This is a genomic window from Nocardia brasiliensis IFM 10847 (genome assembly GCF_000710915.1).
Classification (GTDB): domain Bacteria; phylum Actinomycetota; class Actinomycetes; order Mycobacteriales; family Mycobacteriaceae; genus Nocardia; species Nocardia brasiliensis_A.
Window position 1 is genome coordinate 25,608 of record NZ_BAUA01000028.1, and the last position, 23,528, is coordinate 49,135.

Annotated in this window: 24 protein-coding genes; 12 read left to right on the forward strand and 12 right to left on the reverse strand. The window is 68.8% G+C overall.

The window, feature by feature from the left end:
- Position 1 precedes the first annotated feature (1 nt).
- On the forward strand, positions 2–1,414 hold the full coding sequence (locus NBRGI_RS05710) for an MFS transporter (protein ID WP_036557614.1): 1,413 nt from the start codon (positions 2–4) through the stop codon (positions 1,412–1,414).
- Positions 1,415–1,584: 170 nt separating this feature from the next.
- Here NBRGI_RS05710 and NBRGI_RS05715 read toward each other — a convergent pair whose 3' ends face one another.
- Positions 1,585–1,941 (reverse strand): DoxX family protein, encoded by a 357-nt coding sequence (locus NBRGI_RS05715; RefSeq protein WP_029893216.1) that lies wholly within the window; start codon positions 1,939–1,941, stop codon positions 1,585–1,587.
- A 49-nt stretch (positions 1,942–1,990) separates the two neighbouring features.
- Here NBRGI_RS05715 and NBRGI_RS05720 point away from each other — a divergent pair, with 49 nt between their 5' ends.
- Together NBRGI_RS05720 and NBRGI_RS05725 are read left to right on the forward strand one after the other, a co-directional pair.
- The gene (locus NBRGI_RS05720) at positions 1,991–2,362 is read left to right on the forward strand and encodes a winged helix-turn-helix transcriptional regulator (protein WP_324198611.1); all 372 of its coding nucleotides are present in this window, start codon (positions 1,991–1,993) and stop codon (positions 2,360–2,362) included.
- Positions 2,363–2,458: 96 nt separating this feature from the next.
- On the forward strand, positions 2,459–2,890 hold the full coding sequence (locus NBRGI_RS05725) for a DoxX family protein (protein ID WP_029893221.1): 432 nt from the start codon (positions 2,459–2,461) through the stop codon (positions 2,888–2,890).
- Between the two features lie 203 nt (positions 2,891–3,093).
- Here NBRGI_RS05725 and NBRGI_RS44970 read toward each other — a convergent pair whose 3' ends face one another.
- From NBRGI_RS44970 to NBRGI_RS05740, 3 genes are all read right to left on the reverse strand, one after another.
- Complete coding sequence (locus NBRGI_RS44970) at positions 3,094–3,441, reverse strand: hypothetical protein (RefSeq protein WP_051727524.1); 348 nt, start codon at positions 3,439–3,441, stop codon at positions 3,094–3,096.
- A 403-nt stretch (positions 3,442–3,844) separates the two neighbouring features.
- Positions 3,845–5,293 carry an ankyrin repeat domain-containing protein gene (locus NBRGI_RS05735; RefSeq protein WP_029893225.1) on the reverse strand — a complete coding sequence of 483 codons (1,449 nt, stop codon included), beginning with the start codon at positions 5,291–5,293 and terminating at the stop codon, positions 3,845–3,847.
- A gap of 233 nt (positions 5,294–5,526) precedes the next feature.
- Positions 5,527–6,090: a TetR/AcrR family transcriptional regulator gene (locus NBRGI_RS05740; protein WP_029893227.1), complete on the reverse strand. Its 564-nt coding sequence runs from the start codon at positions 6,088–6,090 to the stop codon at positions 5,527–5,529.
- Between the two features lie 39 nt (positions 6,091–6,129).
- Between NBRGI_RS05740 and NBRGI_RS05745 the strand changes: the two genes are divergently transcribed.
- Both NBRGI_RS05745 and NBRGI_RS44975 read left to right on the forward strand, forming a co-directional pair.
- Positions 6,130–7,374 carry a KasA/KasB family beta-ketoacyl-ACP synthase gene (locus NBRGI_RS05745; RefSeq protein WP_029893229.1) on the forward strand — a complete coding sequence of 415 codons (1,245 nt, stop codon included), beginning with the start codon at positions 6,130–6,132 and terminating at the stop codon, positions 7,372–7,374.
- A gap of 239 nt (positions 7,375–7,613) precedes the next feature.
- Positions 7,614–7,994, forward strand: coding sequence for a hypothetical protein (locus NBRGI_RS44975; RefSeq protein ID WP_370627690.1), 381 nt, complete (start codon positions 7,614–7,616; stop codon positions 7,992–7,994).
- A gap of 4 nt (positions 7,995–7,998) precedes the next feature.
- On the opposite strand, the gene NBRGI_RS05755 is transcribed toward NBRGI_RS44975, so the two are convergent.
- Both NBRGI_RS05755 and NBRGI_RS05760 read right to left on the reverse strand, forming a co-directional pair.
- Entirely contained in the window at positions 7,999–8,406 is a 408-nt protein-coding gene (locus NBRGI_RS05755; protein WP_029893233.1) for a VOC family protein, read from the reverse strand.
- An 85-nt stretch (positions 8,407–8,491) separates the two neighbouring features.
- Positions 8,492–9,136 (reverse strand): TetR/AcrR family transcriptional regulator, encoded by a 645-nt coding sequence (locus NBRGI_RS05760; protein WP_029893235.1) that lies wholly within the window; start codon positions 9,134–9,136, stop codon positions 8,492–8,494.
- Between the two features lie 85 nt (positions 9,137–9,221).
- Here NBRGI_RS05760 and NBRGI_RS05765 point away from each other — a divergent pair, with 85 nt between their 5' ends.
- Both NBRGI_RS05765 and NBRGI_RS05770 read left to right on the forward strand, forming a co-directional pair.
- A complete protein-coding gene (locus tag NBRGI_RS05765) occupies positions 9,222–10,307 on the forward strand; it encodes an epoxide hydrolase family protein (RefSeq protein ID WP_029893237.1) in 1,086 nt (361 codons plus the stop codon).
- Between the two features lie 125 nt (positions 10,308–10,432).
- Positions 10,433–11,056: an NAD(P)-dependent oxidoreductase gene (locus NBRGI_RS05770; RefSeq protein ID WP_029893239.1), complete on the forward strand. Its 624-nt coding sequence runs from the start codon at positions 10,433–10,435 to the stop codon at positions 11,054–11,056.
- An 82-nt stretch (positions 11,057–11,138) separates the two neighbouring features.
- On the opposite strand, the gene NBRGI_RS05775 is transcribed toward NBRGI_RS05770, so the two are convergent.
- Positions 11,139–12,338, reverse strand: a complete 1,200-nt coding sequence (locus NBRGI_RS05775; RefSeq protein ID WP_029893241.1) for a GTP-binding protein — start codon at positions 12,336–12,338, stop codon at positions 11,139–11,141.
- A gap of 91 nt (positions 12,339–12,429) precedes the next feature.
- Here NBRGI_RS05775 and thiD point away from each other — a divergent pair, with 91 nt between their 5' ends.
- Entirely contained in the window at positions 12,430–13,275 is an 846-nt protein-coding gene (gene thiD / locus NBRGI_RS05780; protein ID WP_029893242.1) for a bifunctional hydroxymethylpyrimidine kinase/phosphomethylpyrimidine kinase, read from the forward strand.
- 108 nt (positions 13,276–13,383) lie between these two features.
- Here thiD and NBRGI_RS05785 read toward each other — a convergent pair whose 3' ends face one another.
- Both NBRGI_RS05785 and NBRGI_RS05790 read right to left on the reverse strand, forming a co-directional pair.
- On the reverse strand, positions 13,384–14,106 hold the full coding sequence (locus tag NBRGI_RS05785) for a TetR/AcrR family transcriptional regulator (protein ID WP_029893244.1): 723 nt from the start codon (positions 14,104–14,106) through the stop codon (positions 13,384–13,386).
- Positions 14,107–14,120: 14 nt separating this feature from the next.
- A complete protein-coding gene (locus NBRGI_RS05790; RefSeq protein ID WP_148310699.1) occupies positions 14,121–15,203 on the reverse strand; it encodes an Lrp/AsnC family transcriptional regulator in 1,083 nt (360 codons plus the stop codon).
- Positions 15,204–15,343: 140 nt separating this feature from the next.
- On the opposite strand from NBRGI_RS05790, the gene NBRGI_RS05795 reads away from it, so the two are divergent.
- Positions 15,344–16,858 carry an MFS transporter gene (locus NBRGI_RS05795; protein ID WP_029893248.1) on the forward strand — a complete coding sequence of 505 codons (1,515 nt, stop codon included), beginning with the start codon at positions 15,344–15,346 and terminating at the stop codon, positions 16,856–16,858.
- A gap of 102 nt (positions 16,859–16,960) precedes the next feature.
- Here the strand turns inward: NBRGI_RS05795 and NBRGI_RS49575 are convergent, their stop codons facing one another.
- A complete protein-coding gene (locus tag NBRGI_RS49575; RefSeq protein WP_267467266.1) occupies positions 16,961–17,086 on the reverse strand; it encodes a hypothetical protein in 126 nt (41 codons plus the stop codon).
- A gap of 145 nt (positions 17,087–17,231) precedes the next feature.
- Here NBRGI_RS49575 and NBRGI_RS05805 point away from each other — a divergent pair, with 145 nt between their 5' ends.
- Both NBRGI_RS05805 and NBRGI_RS05810 read left to right on the forward strand, forming a co-directional pair.
- Positions 17,232–18,536 (forward strand): bifunctional glycosyltransferase family 2/GtrA family protein, encoded by a 1,305-nt coding sequence (locus NBRGI_RS05805; RefSeq protein WP_235210865.1) that lies wholly within the window; start codon positions 17,232–17,234, stop codon positions 18,534–18,536.
- A complete protein-coding gene (locus NBRGI_RS05810; RefSeq protein WP_029893252.1) occupies positions 18,533–20,539 on the forward strand; it encodes a glycosyltransferase family 39 protein in 2,007 nt (668 codons plus the stop codon). Before NBRGI_RS05805 ends, NBRGI_RS05810 begins: the two co-directional genes overlap by 4 nt.
- A 157-nt stretch (positions 20,540–20,696) precedes the next feature.
- Here the strand turns inward: NBRGI_RS05810 and NBRGI_RS05815 are convergent, their stop codons facing one another.
- Entirely contained in the window at positions 20,697–21,584 is an 888-nt protein-coding gene (locus tag NBRGI_RS05815) for an aminoglycoside phosphotransferase family protein (RefSeq protein ID WP_029893253.1), read from the reverse strand.
- A 257-nt stretch (positions 21,585–21,841) separates the two neighbouring features.
- Between NBRGI_RS05815 and NBRGI_RS05820 the strand changes: the two genes are divergently transcribed.
- Positions 21,842–22,909, forward strand: a complete 1,068-nt coding sequence (locus NBRGI_RS05820; RefSeq protein ID WP_051727526.1) for a hypothetical protein — start codon at positions 21,842–21,844, stop codon at positions 22,907–22,909.
- Positions 22,910–22,911: 2 nt separating this feature from the next.
- Here NBRGI_RS05820 and NBRGI_RS05825 read toward each other — a convergent pair whose 3' ends face one another.
- Entirely contained in the window at positions 22,912–23,526 is a 615-nt protein-coding gene (locus NBRGI_RS05825) for a TetR/AcrR family transcriptional regulator (protein ID WP_029893255.1), read from the reverse strand.
- Positions 23,527–23,528 lie beyond the last annotated feature (2 nt).

Below are 23,528 nucleotides of genomic sequence, written 5' to 3' on the forward strand. Positions count from 1 at the left end.
CATGAACCCCCGACGACAGCCCGTCCCCGTGACCCGAACCCCGTCGAGCCGGGCATGGATCGGGCTCACCGTCCTGGCCACCGCACAGTTTCTGGTCGTGCTGACCACCTCGATCGTCAATATCGCCCTACCGGACATCGGCCGCGGCCTCGACCTGTCACCCGTCGGGCTCTCCTGGGTCGTCAACGGCTACGTACTCGTCTTCGGGGCCCTGCTGATTCTGGGCGGCCGAATCGGCGACGTTTTCGGACGGCGGCGGGTATTTCTCACCGGCACAGCGATTTTCACGGCCACTTCGATCGCGGCGGGACTCGCCCCCACCGCCGCGGTCCTGCTCGCCGCCAGAGTCGGACAGGGGGTGGGCGCGGCACTGCTCGCCCCGACCGCGCTCGCCTTGGTGCTGACGTTGTTTCCCGCAGGCGCGGGCCGCGCGCGGGCGATCGGGGTGTGGGGCGCGGTATCGGGCATCGGCGGCGTCGCCGGGGTGCTCTCGGGCGGCCTCTTGTCCGGCGTATTCGGCTGGCGCGCGGTGTTTCTCATCGGCGCACCGGTAGCGATCGCGGTGCTGGCCGCCACGATATGGCAGGTGCCCGCCGACCTTCCGGCGGGCGGCCGGATCGACCTGTGGGGCGCGGCATTCGTGACCGGTGGCCTCGCCGCACTCACCTACGCGCTCTCGGTCGGCGGACAGTACGGCTGGACCGCGCCCCGCGTCGTCGTCCCGCTGATCGCGGCGGTATTACTACTCGTCCTCTTCGCCGGATCGCAGCGGCGCCTGTCGCAGCCGCTCGTCGCGCCCGCGGTCCTGCGTATCGGCGGGGTACTGGCCGCGAACATCGTCATGACACTGCTCGGCGCGGTATGGCTGGGACTGTTCTTCTTCCTCCCGCTCTACCAGCAGAAGGTGCTCGGCTACACACCGATTCAAGCCGGCCTCACCCAACTGCCGCTGGCGATCATGATCACCGCAGCCTCCACGATCACACCGAAACTGACTCGCTATCTCAATACCCGCACCCTGCTGACCACCGCACTGGCCCTGCTCGCAGCCGGGCTGGCCTGGCTTGCGCGCACCCCCGTCGACGGGCGATTCCTGACCGACATCGCCGCCCCGTCACTACTCATCGGCACCGGACAGGGCGTCGCATTCGTCCTGCTCACCGCACGAGCCACCGCCGGCGTCCCCGCCGAACACACCGGGTTGGCCGGCGGACTGATCAACACCACCCGCCAAATCGGCGGCGCACTGGGGCTGGCCGGACTGCTCGCCGTCACCACCGCGTCCGGCGACTCCGGCCAACCCACCGCGGCGCAGCTCGCGCACGCGTACGGCACCGCGTTCGCCGCCACCGCGGCCATCGCCGCAGCCGCGGCCCTGCTGACCGCCGTCCTCCACGACAGACCCGCAGCGTGAAATCGACTGCGGGTCGCTCGGCGGTACCCCGGTGCGCCGATCTGGGCTATGCCTGGGACATACGCCATTTCGGTTCCCGTCTGCCATCGCGACCGGCACGAGACCCCCACGGACAGTGGGGATCTCGTCGCGGCGAGGGGCGGCTCGGCGCCAACGGCAGAACTGTGCGCTCAGGCGAGGAACATGTCGAGACCGAGCACGATCGCGGTCGATATCGACAGCACGAGGAAGACCCCGGCCCCCGATAGGTTCCGGTCGCCGGCGCGTAGGTGGACGACGATCGCGCCGCCGAAGTAGAGCACCAGCCCGATCGCGGCGGCGATCGCGAAGGGCGGGAACCAGATGCCCCAGACGAGACCGATCGTCGCGGCGATCTGCAGGCCGCCGAGCACGGTGAGCTGGGCATCGGTGAGGTGGACCGCGTCGGCGAAGCGGCGGATCCACGCGGGGCGGACGTATTTCATCACGCCGGAGTGGAGCATCGCCACGGCGAGCAGGACGGACAGGATCAAAGCTGCGATATGCATGGGGGAAACGCTAGAAATCCGTCAGGTACCTTTTGGTAACCTTCGGGCCGTGCGTCCTCCCGCCGGAATCATGTTCATGTCCGACTGCCCTGCGCGCACCGCGCTCGAGGTGATCGCGAACAAGTGGTCGGTGGTCACCCTGTACGCGCTCGCGGACGGCCCCAAGCGGCACAGTGAACTCGTCGCGCTGTCGGGCGGCATCTCCAGGAAGGTGCTGACCCAGACGCTGCGCCGACTGCAGAGCAACGGCCTCATCGATCGGCACCGCTACGCCGAAGCGCCCCCGCGGGTGGAATACAGCCTGACCCCGCTCGGCCGGACGCTGCAGGAGCCGATAGCGATGCTGACGCAGTGGGCACAGGTCCACGGAGAAGCGCTCGTCGACTTCCAGGAATCGGCAGGCGCAAGCCGAAGCCACTGAAAATCTCGGGCAGGGACCGATTAATTCTTTTCGGGGTCTCCGTCTTCTCAGGTGAGCGCGCTACCCGACAGCGCGACCAACCCAGAAGGAAAGACCATGACCGCCATCGCCGCCACCGCGCCCACCACCATCCGTCCCGGCAAGGTCCGCAACCGCGTCCTGTGGAGCCTGCAGATCGTGCTGGGCTTGTTCTTCATCCTGGTCTCGGGCCTGCCGAAGCTGCTGAACATGGTTCCCGAGGAGAACACGGTGGCCATGCGGGAAGCCGGTCTCGGCTCGCCGTGGCTCATGTACTTCATCGGGGTCTGCGAGATCGCGGGCGGTATCGGCCTGCTCGTGCGGTACCTGAGCGGGCCGGCCGCGGCCGGACTGTCGGTCCTCACCCTGCTGGCCGCCGCCACCAACGTCTTCCTGACGGATATGCCCACGTACGCACCCTTCCCGCTGGTGCTGTCGGCGATCTTCGCCTGGATCGCCTACGAGCGCCGCGACACCATCACCGGGCTGCGCTCGCTGCGCACCCGATGACCTCGCACTGAGACCGAACACGATCGGCGGGCTCGCGCCTGCCGATCGTTTCCGGCGTCGCCGGCAAGGGCGTTCCAGGGTTGGTCCCCTTGCCGGCTCGGCGCAGGTCGGCGCGGGCCTGCGTACGGCAGTTACCGCTTGGGCGAACCGGATTCGATACGTGGCCGCCACGCCCCGGGACGACCTCGGCGTCGGCCAGCACCCTACTTCTTGATCTTGTCCAGGGGATACGTGGCCGTGGAGCTGACGACGATGGCGTAGACCGCCAAGAAAACCAGGACCGGCAGAGGGATGCGGCGTTCGGGATCCATCGCCACGTAGGCGGTGTAAGCGATGGGCGGAAGACAGAGTGCAGCGGATTGAGTCGCCCAAAAGGCCACCAGGTTGTTCGCCTTCTTGCGACGCTGAGGGTCTGTGCGGGTGGTGTCCGGGATGCCCTCGCCGTAGCCCTCGCCAGGACTGGTCGCGACGCCGCGGTATCCCTTCGAGGCCATATAGATGCAGCTGACGAAGATCAGCCCGAATATCAAGCCGACGACGAATGCTTGCATGACCCCTCACTCACATCCGTTATCAGCTGGATGGGTTCTACCGCTTCGGAGATCGCGCCAGAACCCATCCAGCACACTACTAATCCAGTGGCGACACGCCGATCACCACGGCAACGACTGCCGCGATACCTGTTGTCGGCCCAAAATGCTTATACGACAAATTTTTTCGTCGACATTCGACCTGGACCCGAAGATCCAGGTCGTGCGCGAATTCACGCGCATACGACGCGCGGTTGCTCGCCGCCGACGGCATGTTCGCGGAACTCGGCGCACGGACCGGCCGGAGTACTGGGCCGCGACGGCGGGCACCCGACTCCGGCCTGGCACGCCGCCCTGGCGGGCGCTTGGCTCCGGGTGGTCGGGTAGCCAGAACCGCTGTCAGGGCAGAGCACCCGGTCCCGGATCAAACGGTGTCGGACGGCGTGGCGGCCAGTGTGCGCAGATATGTTGCGGCAGCTGCTTTTTCGCCGTACTCGGCGAATTCGAGCGGGGTGGCCTCGTGGTCGAGGTCCTCGATCGTGGGGTCTGCCCCAAGGGCGACAAGGGTTTCGGCCATCGGCACGTCGTCGTTCCACGCCGCCTCGTGCAGCGGGGTGCTGCGCCGCCGATGGTTGACGTCGAAGCCGAGGTCTACCAGCAGCCGGACCGCCGCGCGATGGCCGTGTTCGGCAGCCCGATTGATCAGATCGGGAGTGTCGGCGAGGGCCCGCGCCAGCAGTTCCGGCGCTGCCGTCGCGGCGGCACGGTCGCCCCGCAGACAGGCGGCGACGAACTGATCCTGCGGCCCGAGCACACCGGAAGCGCCTGCAAACCTGAGGATTTCAGCCACCTCGCGGTGTCCGTTCAGCATGGCCAATTCGTAGGGCGTGCGGCCGCCGAACGCCGGATGCGCTCCGCGGCCGTCGATTTCGGCGCCGTGGTCGAGCAGCAACCGGGTGCGCCGCGGCCCGCCGCGCAACGCGGCGGTCGACAGCTCCTCGCGCAGCAGTTGCGCGGGCGTGGCGAGGGTCGGCCCGAGTCTCGCCTTCCAGGGACCACCGTCGCCCGTGCCGAGTCCGAATTCCAGGAGCAGTTCCAGGTGCGTGGTGTCGTCGGACCAGGACCCACCGAGTCCCAGGTTGTACAGCGCCTGGCTGTCGTTGGCATTCGCGCCTGCCTCGAGCAGCAGGCGGGCCAGCGCCAGACCCTGCGGATGCCTCGGCTGATCCTCCTCCCCGCCGCCCAGTGCCCCGGTCAATGCGGTGAAGGGGGAGGGCAACCCGTCCCACAGGAAGCCCGCGTTCGGATCGGCACCGTGTTCGAGCAGCAGTCGCGCCGCATCGACGGCCCGTCCCGGCCTGGCAAGACGGGCATAGCAGAGATAGAGCAGCGGCGGCCAGTCGAACGGGCCGCCGTCCGCGCGGGCGAGGGCGGGTTGTGCGGCAAGCAGCGTGCGCAGCGCATCGAAAGAACCGGTGGCGGCCATGGTGTAGACGTTCGCCTCGGCCGCTCGTTCGCGCAGGGTGTCGGCCGCCGCGATGCGGCTGGGATAGTCGTCACCGTAGGTGAGACAAGCCAGCCGGAGAAACTCCCCGGACAGCTCGGCACCGGTCTCGACCTGATGCGGCGAACGGCTGTAGCGCGCGACGACGTCGATGTGCTGCTTCAGTTTCGGCCAGCTCGCGAAGCCGTAGCGCCGGGCCGTGACCAGCTGGGCCTCAGCCAGTTTCACCGGCGTGGCCGGATCCGGGTGGAACTCGGCGAACAGGGCGAGCGCGGCGGGATCGCCCGCCTCGGCGGCCTTGCGCAGCGCTTTCGCCTGCTTACGCAGGTGTTCGAGGTCGGGGTTGTCGCACAAACGTTGGACGGGCACGATGGCCTCCTTTCCGTCAGCGCCTGGTGTCCGCGGCTCAGGCCGGAAAAGAGGAAGTGCGTCGAGCGTCGCAGCATCAGGTGGGCTACGCCCTTCCCGCGGACCGGTCGCACCCTGACGGTGCCTGACCAGCTTAACCGCAGCACGCGAGCACGCCATAGCCGTCCACGTCCCAGCTGGCATACGAGCCTGCCGCCGATCAGCCGAGCCGTTACCCGCGCTCGCGGACCCGTTCAGGACAGCGGGAGCGACTGGTCGATGAGCAGGCGCGCGGCGCGGTCCGTGCGCGCGATGTCGCCGGTGACGAGGCGGTCTTGCAGGATGCCGCGCAATCCCGAAACGAGCAGCGTGGCAACCAATTCCGGATCGTCGACGATCCCGAGACCGCGCAGTCCGTCGGCCAGGGCGGCGACGAAGGTCGCGATCGCCGCGTTCGCGTACTCCGCGTAGGGACTCTCGGCCGCGCAGGCCGCGCCGAGCACCTGCAACATCACCCGAACACTGATCTGCCCCGCCCCGGCGGCGTTCGCCTGCCAGAAATCCCAGAGCCGGGCGCGCAGCGCGGTCGTGTCGGCGACCTCGGCGAACAGCGCGACGAGGTCGGGCCGCTGCGTCGCCAGGGCCTGCACCAGCAGCTCTTCCTTGGTGGCGAAGTAGTAGATCAGCATCCGCGAGCTGGTGCCGAGTTCGGCGGCGAGCGGCCGCAGGGACAGGTCGACGAGACCGTGATCGGCGATGTAGCGCACCACGGCGGCGAGCAGTTCGGCGCGTTTGACGTGATCCAAGGGCCGGGCCATGGGTTGACTGTAGCGATTGCTACAGGTATTCATGACATCGTGACTGTAACGATCGCTTCAGAAACTCGGGACTCCGTCGTCGTCACCGGCTATGCGGCCACCACCTCGCTGGCCGGCGACATGGACGCGACCTGGTCCGAGTTGCTGCTCGGGCACAGCGGGATCGGCGAGCTGACCGACGATTTCGTGCGCGACTACGACCTGCCGGTGCGCATCGGCGGCAAGCTGACGACACCGCCCGGCGCCTACCTGACCAGGGTCGAACAGCGGCGACTGTCCTACGTCGAACAGCTGGCCCTGGTGCTGGGCCGCGACGTGTGGCGCAGTGCGGGCGCGCCCGAGGTGGACGGCGAGCGACTGGCCGTCGCGATCGGCACCGGACTCGGCGGCGCGGACGCGCTCATCGGCGCGGTCGACGCGATGCGCGGCGGCGGCTACCGGAAGGTGCCGCCGCTGTCGGTGCCGATGGTGATGCCGAACGGCCCGGCCGCCACGGTTGGGCTCGAAATCGGTGCCAAGGCAGGCGTTTTCGCGCCAGTTTCGGCCTGCTCGTCCGGTTCGGAAGCGATCGCGAACGCGTGGCGCCTGATCCGGACCGGCGAGGCCGACGTGGTGGTGGCGGGCGGAGTGGAGGGGCATATCCACGAAGTGCCGATCGCCAGCTTCGCCATCATGCGCGCGATGAGCACCCGTAACGACGAACCGCAACGAGCGTCCAGACCGTTCGACCGGGACCGGGACGGGTTCGTCTTCGGTGAGGCGGGCGCGCTGCTGGTGCTCGAATCGGAGCGGCACGCGCGGGCGCGCGGCGCCGAGATCCACGGGCGCGTGCTCGGTGCGGGCATCACCTCCGACTCCTTCCATATCGTCGCTTCCGAACCCGAGGGCATCGGCGCGGCCCGCGCGATGCGCAAGGCGATCCAGACGGCGGGACTGCGGGCGTCGGATATCCAGCACATCAACGCCCACGCGACCTCGACCTCGATCGGCGACGCCTCCGAGGCCAACGCGATCGCCGCGGTCGCCCCCGAGGCCTCGGTCTATGCGCCCAAATCCGCACTCGGCCATTCGATCGGCGCGGTCGGCGCGCTGGAATCGCTGGTCACCATATTGACGCTGCGGGATCAAATCGTCCCGCCCACACTGAATCTCGACCACCAGGACCCGGCGATCGAACTGGATATCGTCGCGGGCGCGCCGCGCGCACAGCGCATCGATTACGCGCTGAACAATTCGTTCGGGTTCGGCGGGCACAACGTCGCGCTGGCCTTCGGCCGGGTCTAGGCCGCGCGGCGGAGCCCAAAATCCCGGGTGCGCAGCGGCCGTTGTACAACGGTTGACGACGCACAGCCGGCAATGCCGCCGAACCGAAGGACGGACAACAACGTGAGCGACGCCTTCTACGTGCCCGATCCGGATGATCCGCAGCGGTTCGTCTCGACCGAACTGACCCGCGGCCCCTGGTCACCGGACGCGCAGCACGCCGGCCCGCCGTCGGCTCTGCTCGGCCACGCGATCGAGCGGTGCGAGCCACGCGAGGGCTTCCAGGCATCGAATACCGTTTCATCACAGGGTCTTTCGTCGATCCCGGCCCGGCGATCTGCTGGATCCGGCTGAAGTACCCGATCGTCGCGGGCACCGACCCGAGCCCGTTGGAACGCGCGCTGGCCGCCGCCGATTCGGGCAACGGCGTCAGTTCCGTACTGGACTGGTCGGCGTATCTGTTCATCAACACCGACCTGACTGTCACGCTGCATCGCCAGCCCGCGGGGGAATGGGTGTGCCTCGACGCGGCCACCTACCCGCAGCCGCACGGCATCGGCCTCGCCGAATCCGCGCTCTACGACGAGAAAGGCCCGCTCGGGCGCAGCACCCAGACACTGTTGCTGGCCCCGCGAGGCTAGCAGTTCAGGCGCGGCTGGAGATCTGCTGTACGGCCCAGCCGTTGCCGTCGGGGTCGGTGAAGAACACGAAGCCGACATTGTCGAGCGGGTCGGGCATCGGCCGGGGGTTCTCACCGAGCACCTGGACCTCGCCGACCTGCACGCCGCGAGCGGTCAACTCGGCGTGGGCTTTCCGGATATCAGGGACCACCAGTTGCAAGCCCTGCAGTGAGCCGGGCGGCATCGTCGTGAAGGAGCCCGAGCCGATCACGATGGAACAGCCGGAGCCCGGCGGCGTGAGCTGCACCATGCGCATCTCGTCACCGAACACCGTGTCGTGGTCCACGACGAATCCGAGTTTCTGCGCATAGAATTCTTTGGCTCGGTCGACGTCCGATACGGGGACGATCACGACCTCGAGCGTCCAGTTCATGGCGGTTCCTTTCGCAGCCCGGTGCGGTATTCCTACCAGTGCAGACCGAGCCGGGCGGCGGAACTCACCGGTCTCGTGCGGCGGTTCACCGCCGTTCCCAGCGCCAGGCGAATTCACCCGGCGCCGGTGGCGGGCCCGGCAGGTCGCCCTCGACGGTCAGACCCGCGATCAGCATGGCGAGCACACGCCGGCGCAACTGCGCGGTACGGACCGGATCGGGCATCGCGATGGCCGCGCACGATTCGAGGACGAGGCCCAGATCCTCGGCGGTGACATCGGGACGCAATTTTCCGGTGCCGTGGGCGCGGCGCACCAGTTCGGTGTTCACCTCACCCGCGTGCACCACGTCGGGCAGCATCGACTCGTCCGGGGTGAAGGTGCCCGCGAGATGCACGGTCAGCGAATGCACGTCGGCGTCGACGACCCGCTCCAGGAAGCCGACCAGCGCCTGCCAGGCGTCCGGATCTTCCAGCGCCGCATCGGCTTCCATGTTGTACCGGCGCAGGCCCTCGTGGCACAGCGTGCGCAGCAGCACCTCCTTGCTCGGATAGCGGCGATACAGCGCGCTGATCCCCACGCCCGCGCGTTCGGCGACGGCCGCGATCGGGGCGTTGGCATCGGCCAGGAACACCGCCCGCGCGGCCGCCAGGATGATCCCGTCGTTGCGGGCGGCCTGCGCCTTACGGCCGGGCAGGCCCTTCTGAGCTGGGGTATCGGATGTTTTCGGCATGATTTCAGGATAGCACTTGAAACGGAATGATCCGTTCTGATACGGTTCAAACAGAACAGAACATTCCGTTTCAATAGGAGCTCAGATGACCGCCATCACCCCCTTCCGCATCAACGTCGACCAGGCCGAGCTGGACGACCTGCAGTCCCGGCTGGCCCGCACCCGATGGGCCGACCAGATCCCCGGCTCGGGCGAGGCCTACGGGGTGAGCGTCGAGCGGGTCCGCCACCTGGTGAACTACTGGCGCGACGGGTTCGACTGGCGCGCGGTCGAGGCGAAGCTGAACGCCTACCCGCAGTTCACCACCGAGATCGATGGACAGAACATCCACTTCCTGCACGTGAAGTCGCTGCAGGACAACGCTTTTCCGCTGATCCTCAGCCACGGCTGGCCGGGCACCTTCGTCGAATTCCTCGGCGTCATCGAGCCGCTCACCGCCGCGGGCTTCGATCTGGTGATCCCCTCGGTGCCGGGCTACGGGTTCTCCGGACCGACCACGGAGGCCGGCTGGCACGACACCCGGATCGCCAAGGCGTGGGCCGAACTGATGCGGCGCCTCGGGTATGACAAGTACGGCGCGGTCGGCAACGACGGCGGCGCCCAGATCTCCCCCGAACTCGCCCGCGTCGACCCGGAACACGTTGTCGCCGTTCAGGTTTCTCAGATCTACTCGTTCCCCTCCGGTGACCCGGCCGAGTTGGCCGATCTCACCGAGGACGAGGCGCAGTCGCTGGCCACGCTGGACTGGTTCGCCAAGAACAAGATGGGATTCAACATCCTGCAGTCCCAGCAGCCGCAGACGCTGGCGCACGCGCTGATGGACTCGCCGACCGGGCTGGTCGGCTGGAACAGCCAGCTGCTCGGCCCGGATCTGGACGACGAGTTCGTGCTCACCAATATCGCAATCCATTGGCTCACCGGCACAGCGGGTTCCGCGATCCGGCACTATTTCGAGAAGGCGCAGGCCGAGCACGCCACCGAGCCCCTCACGGTGCCGCTGTCGCTGTCGGGTTCGAAGGGCGATTTCCACGGCATCCGGCGCTTCGCCGAGCGCGATCACAGCAATATCGTGTCCTGGAAGACCCACGACGTGTACACGCATTACCTGCACCACGTCGCCCCCGAGCTGATGTCGGGCGAGATCGCCGAGTTCTTCGCGCAGTACCGCTGAGAACGCCGCCGCCGCTGAGACTGTCTCTTATGTCATCGAGATTCCCAGCCATGGTTCGTCTCGCTGTGCGCTGTTGTACTTGATCCAGCAACAGCACAACAGCTTTCGACAGGAAAGAGAAAACCATGAAAATCGCAGTCTTCGGAGCCACCAGCACCGTCGGTCGGCTGGTCGTCGAGCAGGCACTCGCCGAGGGACATCAGGTCACCGCGTTCACCCGGAGCGCGGCCGGCCTCACGCAGCGGCACGAGCGGCTCGATATCGTGGAAGGCGATGTGCTGGACTCGAATTCGGTGCAGCGAGCGGTGGCAGGCCAGGACGCGGTGCTGGTCTCGCTCGGCGCGGGTCGCAAAGGTGTGATCCGCGCCGAGGGCACCCGCGCGGTGATCGAGGCGATGAACCGTACCGGGGTGAAGCGGCTTATCGTGCAGAGCACGCTCGGCGTCGGCGACAGCAAAGCCAACCTGAACTTCCTCTGGAAGTACGTCATGTTCGGGCTGTTGCTGCGTCAGGCCTTCGCCGATCACGTGCAGCAGGAGGCCTACGTGCGGGCCAGCGACCTGGACTGGACCATCGTGCGGCCGAGCGCCTTCACCGACGGCCCGCGCACCGGGGGTTTCCGGCACGGCTTCCCGGCCGGCGAACGCGGTCTCTCGCTGAAGATCGCTCGGGCCGACATCGCTGATTTCATGCTCGAACAGCTCACCGACACCACCTATCTGCGCCAGGCCCCCGGCATCTCCAACTGAGGTCCGGCCACCGGTGCCGCGGCCCCGCTGCCGCAGCCGGCCCCGCGACCCACGCCCCGCACCGGGCGTGGGTCGCCGTCGTTCACAGGTGTTCGTGCACGTCGCCCCAGGCCGGGAACGGATCGGGATAACTCGCCCAAACCACCGGTCCCGCAGCGAATTCCGCATCATCGAGCAGCGCGTCGTCCAGCAGCGCGCGCACCCGTTCGCGATCCAGGTCGAGGCCGATGAAGACGATCTCCTGTCCCGCGGGCACTTCCAGCGACGACCACCACGCCGCGGGCTCGAAAACCNGATTGGGCCCGGCCTGGGACCAGATGGCGGCCAGCGTCGGGCGACTGGCGATCCAGCAGAAACCCTTGCTGCGCAACAACCCCCGCAGTGCGCCGAGCGCCTCGGACAGCCGCTGCGGATGAAACGGGCGCTCGGCGGTGTAGGTCAGGCTGCGGATGCCGTACTCCTCGGTCTCGGGCGTGTGCCCGCCCGCGAGTTCCTCCGCCCAGCCGTCGGACTCGGCCGCGACCACCGGGTTGTAGCGGCCGGTCCCGAGCACCTCGTCCAGCGCGACGACACCGTTGCGCGTCCGCAGCACGTGCGCGCGCGGATTGAGTTTGCGCACAGTCGCTTCCACCCGTCCGACCGTGGCGTCACCGACCAGGTCGGTCTTGTTCACCAGCAGCACGTCGGCGAATTCCACCTGATCGACCAGCAGGTCGGCGATCGTGCGCGCATCGCCCTCGCCCGCCTGCAGATTCCGGTCGGCCAGTGCCTGTCCACGCGCCACCTCGGGCAGGAACGTGGACGCGTCGACCACGGTCACCATGGTGTCGAGCCGCGCGATATCGCCGAGCTTGAATCCGTCCTCGAATTCCCAGTCGAAGGTCGCGGCCACCGGCATCGGTTCGGAGATGCCCGTGGATTCGATGACGAGCTGATCGAAGCGACCCTCGCGGGCGAGCCGGCCCACCGCCTCGATGAGGTCCTCGCGCAGGGTGCAGCAGATGCACCCGTTGGTCAGCTCGACCAGTTTCTCCTCGGTGCGGGCCCAGCCGTCGCCCGACCCCCACCCCTCGTTGATCGGCTCCCCCGCGCGGCGCATGTGCCCCTGCCCGGCGACGAGCGCCGCATCGATGTTGATCTCGCTCATGTCGTTGACGATGACCGCCACCCGGCGGCCTTCCCGGTTGGCGAGGATGTGGTTGAGCAGCGTGGTCTTGCCCGCACCGAGGAAGCCGGACAACACGGTGACGGGAAGCAGGTCGGGCTGCGGTGAGGTGGTCATCCCTTAATGATAATGGTTTTCATTTGTCATATGCGTGCCGGGTGGGCGGTTGGTCACCACGACCCGCCCGGGCGGCCGTAGGGTTTGTCTCGTGAAGCTGTTGCCACTGACCCCCGGGGGCGAGACTCCCGTCCGGGTGCTCACCATCGCGGGCACCGACTCCGGCGGCGGCGCCGGTATCCAGGCCGATACCCGCACCATGGCCCTGTGCGGCGTGCATGCCTGCGTGGCGGTCGCTGCGGTGACCGTGCAGAACTCGGTGGGAGTCAGCGACTTCCACGAGATCCCGCCGCATATCGTGGCCGGGCAGGTGCGCGCCGTAGCGACCGATATCGGGATCGGCGCGGTCAAAACCGGCATGCTGGCCTCGACCGCGATCATCGACGCCGTCGCGGCGGTCTGCGGTGAGGTGGGCATCGGCCGCAACGGCAGCATTCCGCTGATCGTCGATCCGGTCGCGGCCTCTATGCACGGCGATCCGCTGCTGCACGAGGAAGCGCTGGACGCGGTGCGCAACACGCTTATTCCGCTGGCGACCGTGGTCACCCCGAACCTCGACGAGGTGCGGCTGATCACCGGCATCGACGTGACCGACGACGCCACGGCCCGGCAGGCCGCGGTGGCGCTGCACAAGCTGGGCCCGCAGTGGGCGATCGTGAAGGGCGGACACCTGCGCTCGTCCGAGTACAGCACCGACCTGCTGTTCGACGGCGCCGACTTCCTGGAGTTCACCGCGCCGCGGATCAGCACCGGCAACGATCACGGCGGTGGCGACACCCTGGCGGCCGCGATCGCCTGCGCGCTGGCCAACGGCTATTCGGTGCCCGAGGCCGTGGCGTTCGCCAAGGAGTGGACCTACCGCTGCCTCGCCGCGTCCTACGACCTCGGCGCCGGCCACGGACCGGTGTCACCGCTCTGGCGGCTGCACACCGACTGAACCCATTCCTGTCGGTGGGTGCTGCGACAATAAGGGTGTCGCAAACGCAGCTGACCTCGACGAAGCGGCTCAGCGAGAACACCGTGGTTCGCGTGGTTGCGACGGACCTTATTCGCTCGCGAATGCGAGATGCAGTGGCAGATCGGCATCGATGGTGATGCCGTTGAGCCGGGCATTCGCTTCGGTCAGCGCGGAAATGGTTTCCGCGAGATAGGCGACGAACTTTTCGATCGGCATGGACTGGGTAGACAGCCGGTTCGCGCCGAGCCACCAGTCGGTGGCCGAGGCGACCGCGCCGAAGATCGAATAGATGACCAATTCCACCCCGTCGACCTCGACCGACTTCTCCGCGAGCAGCTCCGCGAACAGATCGGCGGCGCGCTTGGCCGACTGGCGGGCCGATTGCAGCGCTCGTTCGGAATCGTCGGACTGCTGCGCGAAATGGCTGTGCAGCATGAACCGGAAGACGTTCGGGTGCTCCGACACCACGAGGACATACTCCGCGGCGCCCCGGCGCACGAGTTCGCGCGCCGAATCGTTGGTCAGGTCGAAGCTGGCGATGATCTGTTCCCACAGCATGTCGCGGACCCGGTCGACGATCGCGTTGTAGAGATCGGTCTTGTCCTCGAAATGCCGGTACAGCTTGGGTTTCGCGGCACCGGCCTCCTTGGCGATATCGCCCATGCTGACGTCCGGGCCGAACTTGTCCAGCGCACGGAAGGCCGCGTCCACGAACTCCGCGCGCACCTTCAGCCGGTGTTCGCGCCATCGCTCCGTGCGTGCGTCGACGCGCTTGCGCGGCACCTCGTCCACTTTTCGCCCGCTGCGCATCACGATTCCGGATGCTACCCGCTACCAGCGGTACCGATGCCATCGTCCGGCCGTTGGCCTCGCTCGGGCCGTGGCACCTGCCCGGGCACGGTTGCCGCCCTGCGGTTGCGCGGCGCGCGGGGCGGCGCCGGCGCCGGTGGCGTGAGCAGGCCTGCCGCGATCCGGGCGCCCGCCTGTTTGCAGCGCTCCAGCACCGGGGTCAGCTCGAAACTGTGCACGCCGTCCAGGGTCGCCATCTTCGTCGTGACATAGCGGTACAGGTCGTCGGCGGTCGCCGCGGTGAGCACCGCGTAGAGGTTGGACGGCCCGGTGACCGCTGCGGCGTAGTCGGTTTCGGGATGCTCGATGAGGGCGCGGCCGACGGCGTCGAGCCGTGCGGGCGCGACGCGCAACCACAGGAAGGCCGACAGGCTCGGACCCAGTGCGGCAGGGGCGATATCGAGGTCGAAGTAGAGAATGTTCGCTACCTGCAAGGCGGCGATCCGGCGCAGCACCCGCCCGGTCGTCAGGCCGGTGGCCCGGGCCAGCGCCGAGTAGCCGGTGCGCCCGTCCCTGGACAACAGCTCGACCAGAGCCAGATCCTCCGGACGCAACCGGAGGTCCGCGCCGGAGCCTTCCGCGTCCGGGGTGTCGGCTGCACTCCGGGCGAATTGCCTACCGCGCCAATCGATCACGTCCGGACCGACGAATCGGTGCAACACCATCGCGGCCGTGATGTCGTGCACCGGCGCGGACCGCTGCAACCGCTGGACCAGCAGTTCGTCGCGTTCCTGTGCGCTGCGCGGGTGCAGGGAGAACGACACCTCAGCCCCCGCTGCGGCGATGCTCACCCAGGCCGCGTCGTCGCGGCGCGCCAGCGCCTCCGCCACCTGCCGGGCGCCGTCCGGACGGCAGCGCACCCGGATGATCCAGTCGTTCTCGCCGAGCGCGCGCGGATCGACGGCCCCGATCACCCGCACCACCCCATCCCGGCGCAACCGGCGATAGCGGCGGGCGACGGTCTGCTCGGCGACGCCGAGCTCGGCGGCCAGCCGATTGAACGGCACCCGTGGATCGAACTGGAGCGCGTGCACGATCTGCGCGTCCATCTCGTCCATCAGGGCACTTTTTTCTACCAGCGGGGTGGCCACAAGGAGGAAATCTACGCCCGATTCGCGACGAGGCGACCGGTCATCGTGTCGCTGCGAATACTCGACGCCGTCTCACCTTCCCCCGAAACCCAGAGAGGACAACGGCTTTGCGGAAATGGCTGCCGCTGCTGACGGTGTGTCTGGGCACCTTCATGCTGCTGATCGACGTCACCATCGTGAACGTCGCACTACCGGACATACGAAACGACCTGGACGCATCGTTCAGCGCACTGCAATGGGTCGTCGACGGCTACGCCCTCGCGATGGCGGCGCTGATGCTCGGGGCGGGCTCGATCGCCGACCTGGCCGGACACCGGCGCGCCTACCTGGTCGGCTCGATCGGCTTCGCCGCCGCCTCGCTGCTCTGCGCTATCGCGCCGAATCCGACCGTGCTGGTGGCGGCGCGCGTGGCGCAGGGCATCAGCGCGACCGCCATGGCGTGCACCACCTTCGCGCTGTTGAACGACGCCTACGACGGGCGGGATCGAGGCGTCGCCTACGGGGTCTGGGGTTCGGTCGCGGGCGCGTCCAGCGCCATCGGGCCGATCGTCGGCGGCCTGCTCACCGACCTCGCGTCCTGGCGGTGGATCTTCTTCGTCAACCTGCCGGTGAGCGCGGTCGCCATCGCGCTCACCTGCGCGGTGCTCACCGAACCGGCGCGGGCGCGGCGCGGCCGCGTCGACCTGGCAGGCATGGCGACGTTCACCGTCACCGCGGCGGCGGCCACCTACGCGCTGATCCGCGCCGGTGTGCACGGCTGGTCCGACCCGCTCGCCTGGGGCCTGCTGTTGCTCGGCGCGGCGGCGCTGGCGGTGTTCCTGGTGGTCGAACGGGTCTCGGCGCAACCCATGCTCGACCTGGCGCTGCTACGGGACCGCTCGTTTCTCGGCGTGCTGATCGCCGCGGGCGCGTTGTTCTTCGGCGCCTTCGGCGCTTTGATGTACACCCAGATCTGGTTGCAGTCGGTGCTCGGGCTCAGCGCGATCCAGGCCGGGGCGGTCGGCCTTCCGTTGTCCGTCATGGCTTTTCTGATTTCCGGCAGCATCGGCCGGTTCCTGCACGGCGAGCGCCGCGGTCCGATCATCGCGGGCGGACTGGGCGCGACGGGTGCCGGCGGTGTGCTCGGCGCGCTGCTGGTGGACGGTGAATCCGGTTGGTTCGCAGTGCTTCCCGGGTTCCTGGTGGTGGGCCTCGGCGTCGGCCTGGCCACCGCCACGCTGAGTTCGGCGGCCATGGCGGCGGTGCCGTGGCAGCGGGCGGGCATGGCGACCGGCTCGCTCAATACCGCGCAGCAGCTCAGCTTCACTTTCGGCATAGCGACGCTCGGCAGCGTGTTCACGGCGCGCGCGGGGGACGTGCTCGCCGCGCACGGCGTACCGGAGCCACAGGCCGCGGCGCGGGCGGTGGCGGGCGGGCAGTCCGCGACGCTGGTGCAACTCGCGCCCGTGCCGACACGGGCGGCCCTCGACGAGGCGATCCGGATCGCCGCCGCGGCGGGCGTGCAGGCGACGCTGGCGGTGAGCGGCGCGGTCGCGTTGCTCGGTGCGGTCGCGGCGCTGGGGTCGATACGTCGTCGAGGTGCGCCGGCGGTGCCCGCAACCGAAGCTCGGGCACGCACCTGACCTGGGCCGACATCGTTCGGGCGCGCCCTGCGGGTGCGCCCACGGCCCCGGGTCGATGCGGATCGCTGAGCGAGGATGTAGGACGGCCTCGCTCAGCGGCGATCAACGCTTCTTCGGGTCGAGGATGCTCGGTTCGGCGGCGGCCTTCGACTTCTTGTCGGCTCGCTTCTCCTTGAGCGACTTTCCGGATTTCTTCGACATCGAGCTGCGCGGAGACTTGTCGGACAAGCGTGGTCCTTTGCTCGCAGGACCTGAACGGCCCCGATACTTCGACCGTACGCTACGCCGAGCGGGCCGCGTACCGCTTCCGCCCCCAGCAACCTCACAGCTGAGGCCCAGCTCCGTGGCAGCGTGACCGTCGAGGGTGGTCACCATGACCGAGACTGTGACCGTCGCGGCTGCGGAAAGAGCCGAGAAAAGCGGGACACCCGTGCTCGATGTGGTGATCCCGGTCTACAACGAAGAAACCGACCTCGGCGTCTGTGTGCGCAGGCTGCACGCGTATCTGCGCGAGGGGTTCCCCTTCACGGCGCGGATCACGGTCGCCGACAACGCCAGCACCGACGCCACCCTCGAGGTGGCACGGCTGCTCGCGGACGAGCTGGACGGCGTGCGGGTGGTGCACCTGGACGCCAAGGGCCGAGGGCGGGCGCTACGTGCGGTGTGGGAACACTCCGACGCTCAGGTGGTCGCATACATGGACGTCGACCTGTCCACCGATCTCAACGCGTTGCTGCCGCTGGTCGCGCCGCTGATCACCGGGCATTCCGACCTGGCGATCGGCACCCGGCTCAGCGCGTCGTCGCGGGTGGTGCGCGGACCGAAGCGGGAATTCATCTCGCGCTGCTACAACCTATTGCTGAAAGCGTCACTGCAAGCACACTTTTCGGACGCCCAATGCGGTTTCAAGGCAATGCGCACCGAGGTGGCGCGCCGGCTGCTGCCGCTGGTGCGCGACGGCGAATGGTTCTTCGACACCGAATTGCTGGTGCTCGCCGAGCGCGCCGGCCTGCGCATCCACGAGGTGCCGGTGGACTGGATCGACGATCCGGACAGCCGGGTCGACATCCTGGACACCGCGCGCAAGGATCTGCTCGGCATCGGCCGGCTCGGCCGGGCCCTGGCCACCGGCGCGCTGCCGATGGACGAGCTGCGCCGCGCGGTGGGGCGCGAGCCGCTGGTGCCCGGCGTGCCGCTCGGCATGGTCGGCCAGTTGGTGCGCTTCGCCATCGTCGGCGTGCTCAGCACGCTCGCCTACCTCCTGCTTTACGTTGCGCTGCAATCGTTTACCGGCGCGCAGGTGGCCAACTTCCTCGCATTGCTGATCACCGCCGTCGCGAACACGGCGGCCAACCGCGCCTTCACGTTCGGCGTGCGCGGGTCGACCGGCGTGGTCTCGCATCAGTTCCAAGGGCTGGTGATCTTCGGCATCGGGCTGGCCCTGACCAGCGGGTCGCTGTTCACGCTGCACCATTGGGCGCCGGACGCGCCGGTGCACCTGGAGTTGTTCGTGCTCGTCGTGGCGAACCTGGTGGCGACCATTCTGCGCTTCGTCGGGTTGCGCTGGGTCTTCCGGAACACACCCGACAGCACGTCCAGGACGGCGGTGACGGTGCGGCCCGAGACGAGCGACGCAGCCGGTGCAACGGTGCTGGGCACCGAGGGAGGAACACGATGACGGCGACGCTGGCGCGGCCGACCGCGGCACCCGAGCAACCGCCGAGAAAGCGCGGGAACCGCTGGGAACTCCCCGCTTTGGCCGCACTACTACTCGGCACGGGAATCGCCTACCTGTGCAACCTGAGCGCCAACGGCTGGGCCAACTCGTTCTATTCCGCTGCGGTACAAGCCGGTTCGGTGTCCTGGAAAGCGTTCTTCTTCGGCTCCTCTGATGCCGCGAACTCGATCACCGTGGACAAACCGCCCGCCTCGCTGTGGCTGATGGAGCTGTCGGTGCGCGCCTTCGGCCTGAACAGCTGGAGCATTCTGGTACCGGAGGTGCTGCTCGGCGTGGCGAGCGTCGCCCTGGTCTGGGCGACCGTGCGCAGGCCGTTCGGCCCCGCCGCCGGGCTGCTCGCCGGGCTGGTGCTCGCGGTGACTCCCGTTGCCGCGCTGATGTTCCGGTTCAACAACCCGGACGCGCTGCTGGTGTTCCTGATGGTGGCCGCCGCGTGGGCGATCACCCGCGCGGTCGAGGACGGCCGGTGGCGCTGGCTGGTGCTCACCGGCGTATTCGTCGGATTCGGCTTCCTCACCAAGCAGTTGCAGGTGCTGCTGGTGGTGCCGCCGCTCGCGCTGACCTACCTGATCGCCGGGCCGCCGAAACTCGGCAAGCGGGTGCTGCAACTGCTGGCCGCCGGAGCAGCCATGGTGGCGGCCGCCGGCTGGTGGCTCTTGGCCGTCGAGCTGTGGCCTGCCTCTTCGCGTCCGTGGATCGGTGGGTCACAGAACAATTCGATTCTCGAACTCACCCTCGGCTACAACGGGCTCGGCAGGCTGAACGGCAACGAGCGCGGCAGCGTCGGCATGGGTGGCGCCGACCTGCCGACCGGGGGCGGCGGCATGTGGGGCAGTCCCGGCATCACCCGGATGTTCGAGCCCGCACAGGGGGGCCAGATCGCGTGGCTGATCCCCGCCGCGCTGGTCGCCCTGGTGGCCGGAATCCTGTTGCGCGGCAGAGCCGCCCGGACCGATCGACAGCGCGCCGAACTGATCCTGTGGGGCGGTTGGCTCTTGGCGACCGGGCTGACCTTCAGCTTCATGGCCGGCATCTTCCACCAGTACTACACGGTGGCACTCGCGCCCGCGGTGGCGGCGCTGGCCGGTGCGGGCGCGGTACTGCTGTGGCGGGAACGGCAGCGACTGTGGGTGCGGCTGATGCTCGCGCTCGCGGTCGGGCTGACCACCGCGACGGCATGGATGTTGTTGTCCCGCAGCGCTCACTGGCAGCCCTGGCTGCGTTGGACCGTGCTCGTCGCGGGCGTCCTCGCGACGCTCGTCGCGCTCGTGCCCGCGCGGCGCAAGCTGGCCGTCGTCTCCGCGCTCACCATCGCGTTCACCGGCCTGGCCGGGCCGACCGCGTACGCCGTCGACACCATCGCGACCGCGCACGAGGGCTCGATCCCGTCGGCGGGCCCGAACGTCGGCCGGTTCGGGATGTTCGGTCCCGGTCCGTGGGGTGAAGGCATGCCCGGTGGCCGGATGCCGCACGGTGACGGCGGGCAAGGTCCCGGACGCCAGGGCCTGCCGGGCGGCCCGGCACCGGCAACCGGTCCGGGCCGCGAAATGCTGGGCGGTCCGGCGGGCGGGCTGCTCGGCGCGAGCAAACCCAGCGACAAGGTCGTCGCCCTGCTGGAGCAGAACGGCAGCACCTACACCTGGGTGGCCGCCGCCATCGGCTCCAACAGCGCCGCGGGCTTCCAGCTCGCCACCGAGCTACCTGTCATGCCCATCGGCGGTTTCAACGGCAGCGATCCGTCGCCGACCCTCGATCAGTTCAAACAGTATGTGGCAGAAGGGAAGATCCACTATTTCATCGGCAGCAATCGCAGCGAACGCGAAGGCGGACCCGGCGACGACGGACAATCCACCAGCAATCAGATCACGCAGTGGGTCAAGGACAACTACACCGCCACCGAGGTGGACGGCGTAACCCTGTACGACCTCACCGCCACCCGATAGTCCGCTCGATCCGCACCGGGCCCCGCCCGGTGCGGATTACGCACACCACCGGCGATGTCACACTCGAGCGGGCTGGTTCGTCCTCCCTGTGAACGCGGCAGAACGCGCGAGCAGGGCCATGCGGTGGTGGCGAGGCCTACCCGGCGAAGTAAAGGCGCTACAGTTCGGCGACCAGCTTGCCGTACACCGCGTCTCGGATCTTCGGACTGAGATCGTTCTGGCTGGTGAGCAATTCGAGCATCCGCAGGATCTGCAGGGCGCGCACGCGCTCGGCGAGCTCGGGTTCGGCGGGGTCGAACTTCGCGGCCTCGAGGAATCCGGGCCAGGCGGGTGCCAGCACCTCGCCGCCCGCGAAACCGACCGACCACGCCCACCACGCGGGATCGAAGAGCGGGTCGGCGAGCCGGACGGACTCGAAATCGAGCAGGCCCGTGATGGTTTCGCCGTCGGTGAGGATATTCACCGGGGTGAAATCCCCGTGCGCGAGCACCGTGCGGCGCTCGGCGAACAGCGCGGGATAGGCCTTCAGAACCTGGTCCAGGTTCGCGCGCTGCGGGCCGGACAGCTCGGGTTCGAGCCGGGCGGCCCAGCCACTCGCCTGCTGGGCGAGCCGGGTCGGGGTGGCCCAGAGGTCGTCGAGTTGCAGGCCCGCGGTGGGCAGGCGGCGGAAGGCCGCGAGCAGCAGGCCCATCTCCCGCGCGATGGCCGGGAAACGCGCGCTGTCCGGACCGATCGCGGCGCTGGCCGGTACCGGCACACCGGGCAGCGCGTCGAAGACGATCCAGGCGGGATCGGCGTCGAGATCGAAGCGGCGGATGCGCGGAATGGTGATGCCCCGCTTGGCGGCGGGCTCCAGCAGCGTGTGCATGATCCGCAACCTGCGCTCGGCATCGTCGGGATCGCGGTAGCGCTGCAGGACCATCCGGTCGCCGTCGGCCAGGGTGAGCAGGTCGGTACGGTTCTGGAAGCCCCATTCCGCGGGCGCGCTACCGGCAATCGGCTGACCGAGGGTTTGCTCGAGCCCGCCGTACTCCGCACTGTCCATACGCCAGACCCTAAGGCAAGCAAGGACGGTTGCGCGCGGATCAGCTCAGGTGCGCCGACGGTCGCGATCGGCGCGCCCCGGCACCCGGCCGCACAGACCCGCGAAAGCCGGTGAAACACACGGTGTTGCCCCTGACTATGGGGGTCGACAAGGCACCGTCGCAGTCAATACCGTGCAGCCGTGAACGAACGCAGTGAGCCAACCGGGTGGCAGTGCACCACGCGCCCGACCGAACCGAGCGTCGGCGAGGTGGCGTCATGAGTTCGGGTGACGACCGTTTCTTCACTGCCGTGGGTGCTTTCATGCAGGCGCTGTCGGCGCGCGAACCCGAGCAGACCCGGCTCGCGCAAGAGGAACTCATGGCCGCGCTGGACGGAGCAGACACCGAGATCATCGTACGCGGGTGCAAAGCGCTCGCCCCGCTGCTCGACCATGTGCCGCCCGGGGCGCGGCCACAGATCGCGAACATGGTGGGCGCGTACGTGACCACCGCGGACGACGCGGTGGAGTGCGCGCCCGTGATCCTCGCGAATCTGGCCAAATCACTCGGATACGCCCGGCAATTCGCCGAGCACTGGCGCGAGAGCATGGGCACCGAGCCGCCCGACCCGGACACCACCGACGCCGACTACGCGTGGCTCGACCGGTTCGGGCTGGAGCCGCTGATGGGGTGGTGGACGCTGGCCCAGTGGGTCTCCCCCGCGCTGGCGATGCTGCAGCATCAGCGGGTGCGAAAGCTGTTCGGGCCCGAGGGTTGCCAGATCCTGGCGCAGCGCCACGGCGACCTCGCCGAGTGCTCGGGGCGCTGGTTCAAGGAACTGGCCTACATGCTGGCGCTGCTCGACGACGAACCCCTGGTGGCCCTGCACCGCGAGACCGGGACCGGCTACCTGCTGCGGATGACCGGGATCGCCGACAACTTCCAGTTGCACACCCTGCTCGCCGACGTGCTGCTCGGCGATCAGCACCTGCCCGGCGCGCGCCCGTCGGCCGAGGCGGCGGCGATGTGCCGCGACGCCGAGGGGCAGGCGCCCACCGTCGGTGCATTCAATCTCGTTGCACCCGATGGTGATTGGATATGGAACGAGGGCACGCCCGCGGATATCCCGGTGCTCGGCGGCGCCCGGGTGCTGGTGCTCGATCCGCCGCCGTACGAGCGCCACTGGCCCGCGGGCCGCTACTTCCCGTTCGTACCCGCCGATCTCGTGCTCGAGCGGGCCCTCACCGCCGAAGAATCGGCTCGATGGTTCGAGCACGTTCGCCCGGCGAACGGCCCGACCGACGCATCGCCCGCACAGGCCGGGGAACCACAGGCGGACAACTGATCTCAGCGGCGGCCGTGCAGCGCCTCGTGCAGCGTCGCCGCCCACTGCTGCACGATGTCCTTGCGCCGCGCGGAGTCGTCGGTGAGCACGTCGGCCAGGCCGAGCCCGCGCGCCATGTCCAGCGTGGCCTGCACCAGATGATGGGTGACCGGATCGGAGTCGTCCACGCCGAGCGCCTCCACCGCGCGCCGGTGCGAGATACGGCCGAACTTGGCTTCCAGCGGGACGATTCGCTCTCGCAGCGCGGGATCGGCGGCCGCGTGCGTCCACACCTGCAACGCCGCCTTGAACAGCGGGCTGGTGTACGACTCGACCAGCCCGGCGACCACCGCCTCCGTGCGACCGACCCCACTGGCCACCTCGGCCATGGCCACCGCCTCGTCCTTGGCCTGCTGGGTCCTGGTGTCGAACATGTACTCGAGCGCGGCGGTGATCAGGTCCTCCCTGGTGGGGAAGTGATGCTGGGCCGCGCCCCGGGACACCCCCGCCCGCTCGGCGACCACCGCGACCGTCGCCGCCGCCCAGCCCGTTTCGGCCAGGCAGTCGATGGTCGCCTCCAGCAGGCGCTGCCGGGTGGCTCGGCTGCGGTCCTGCTTGGGTTCGTGGGGTGTCGCCATGA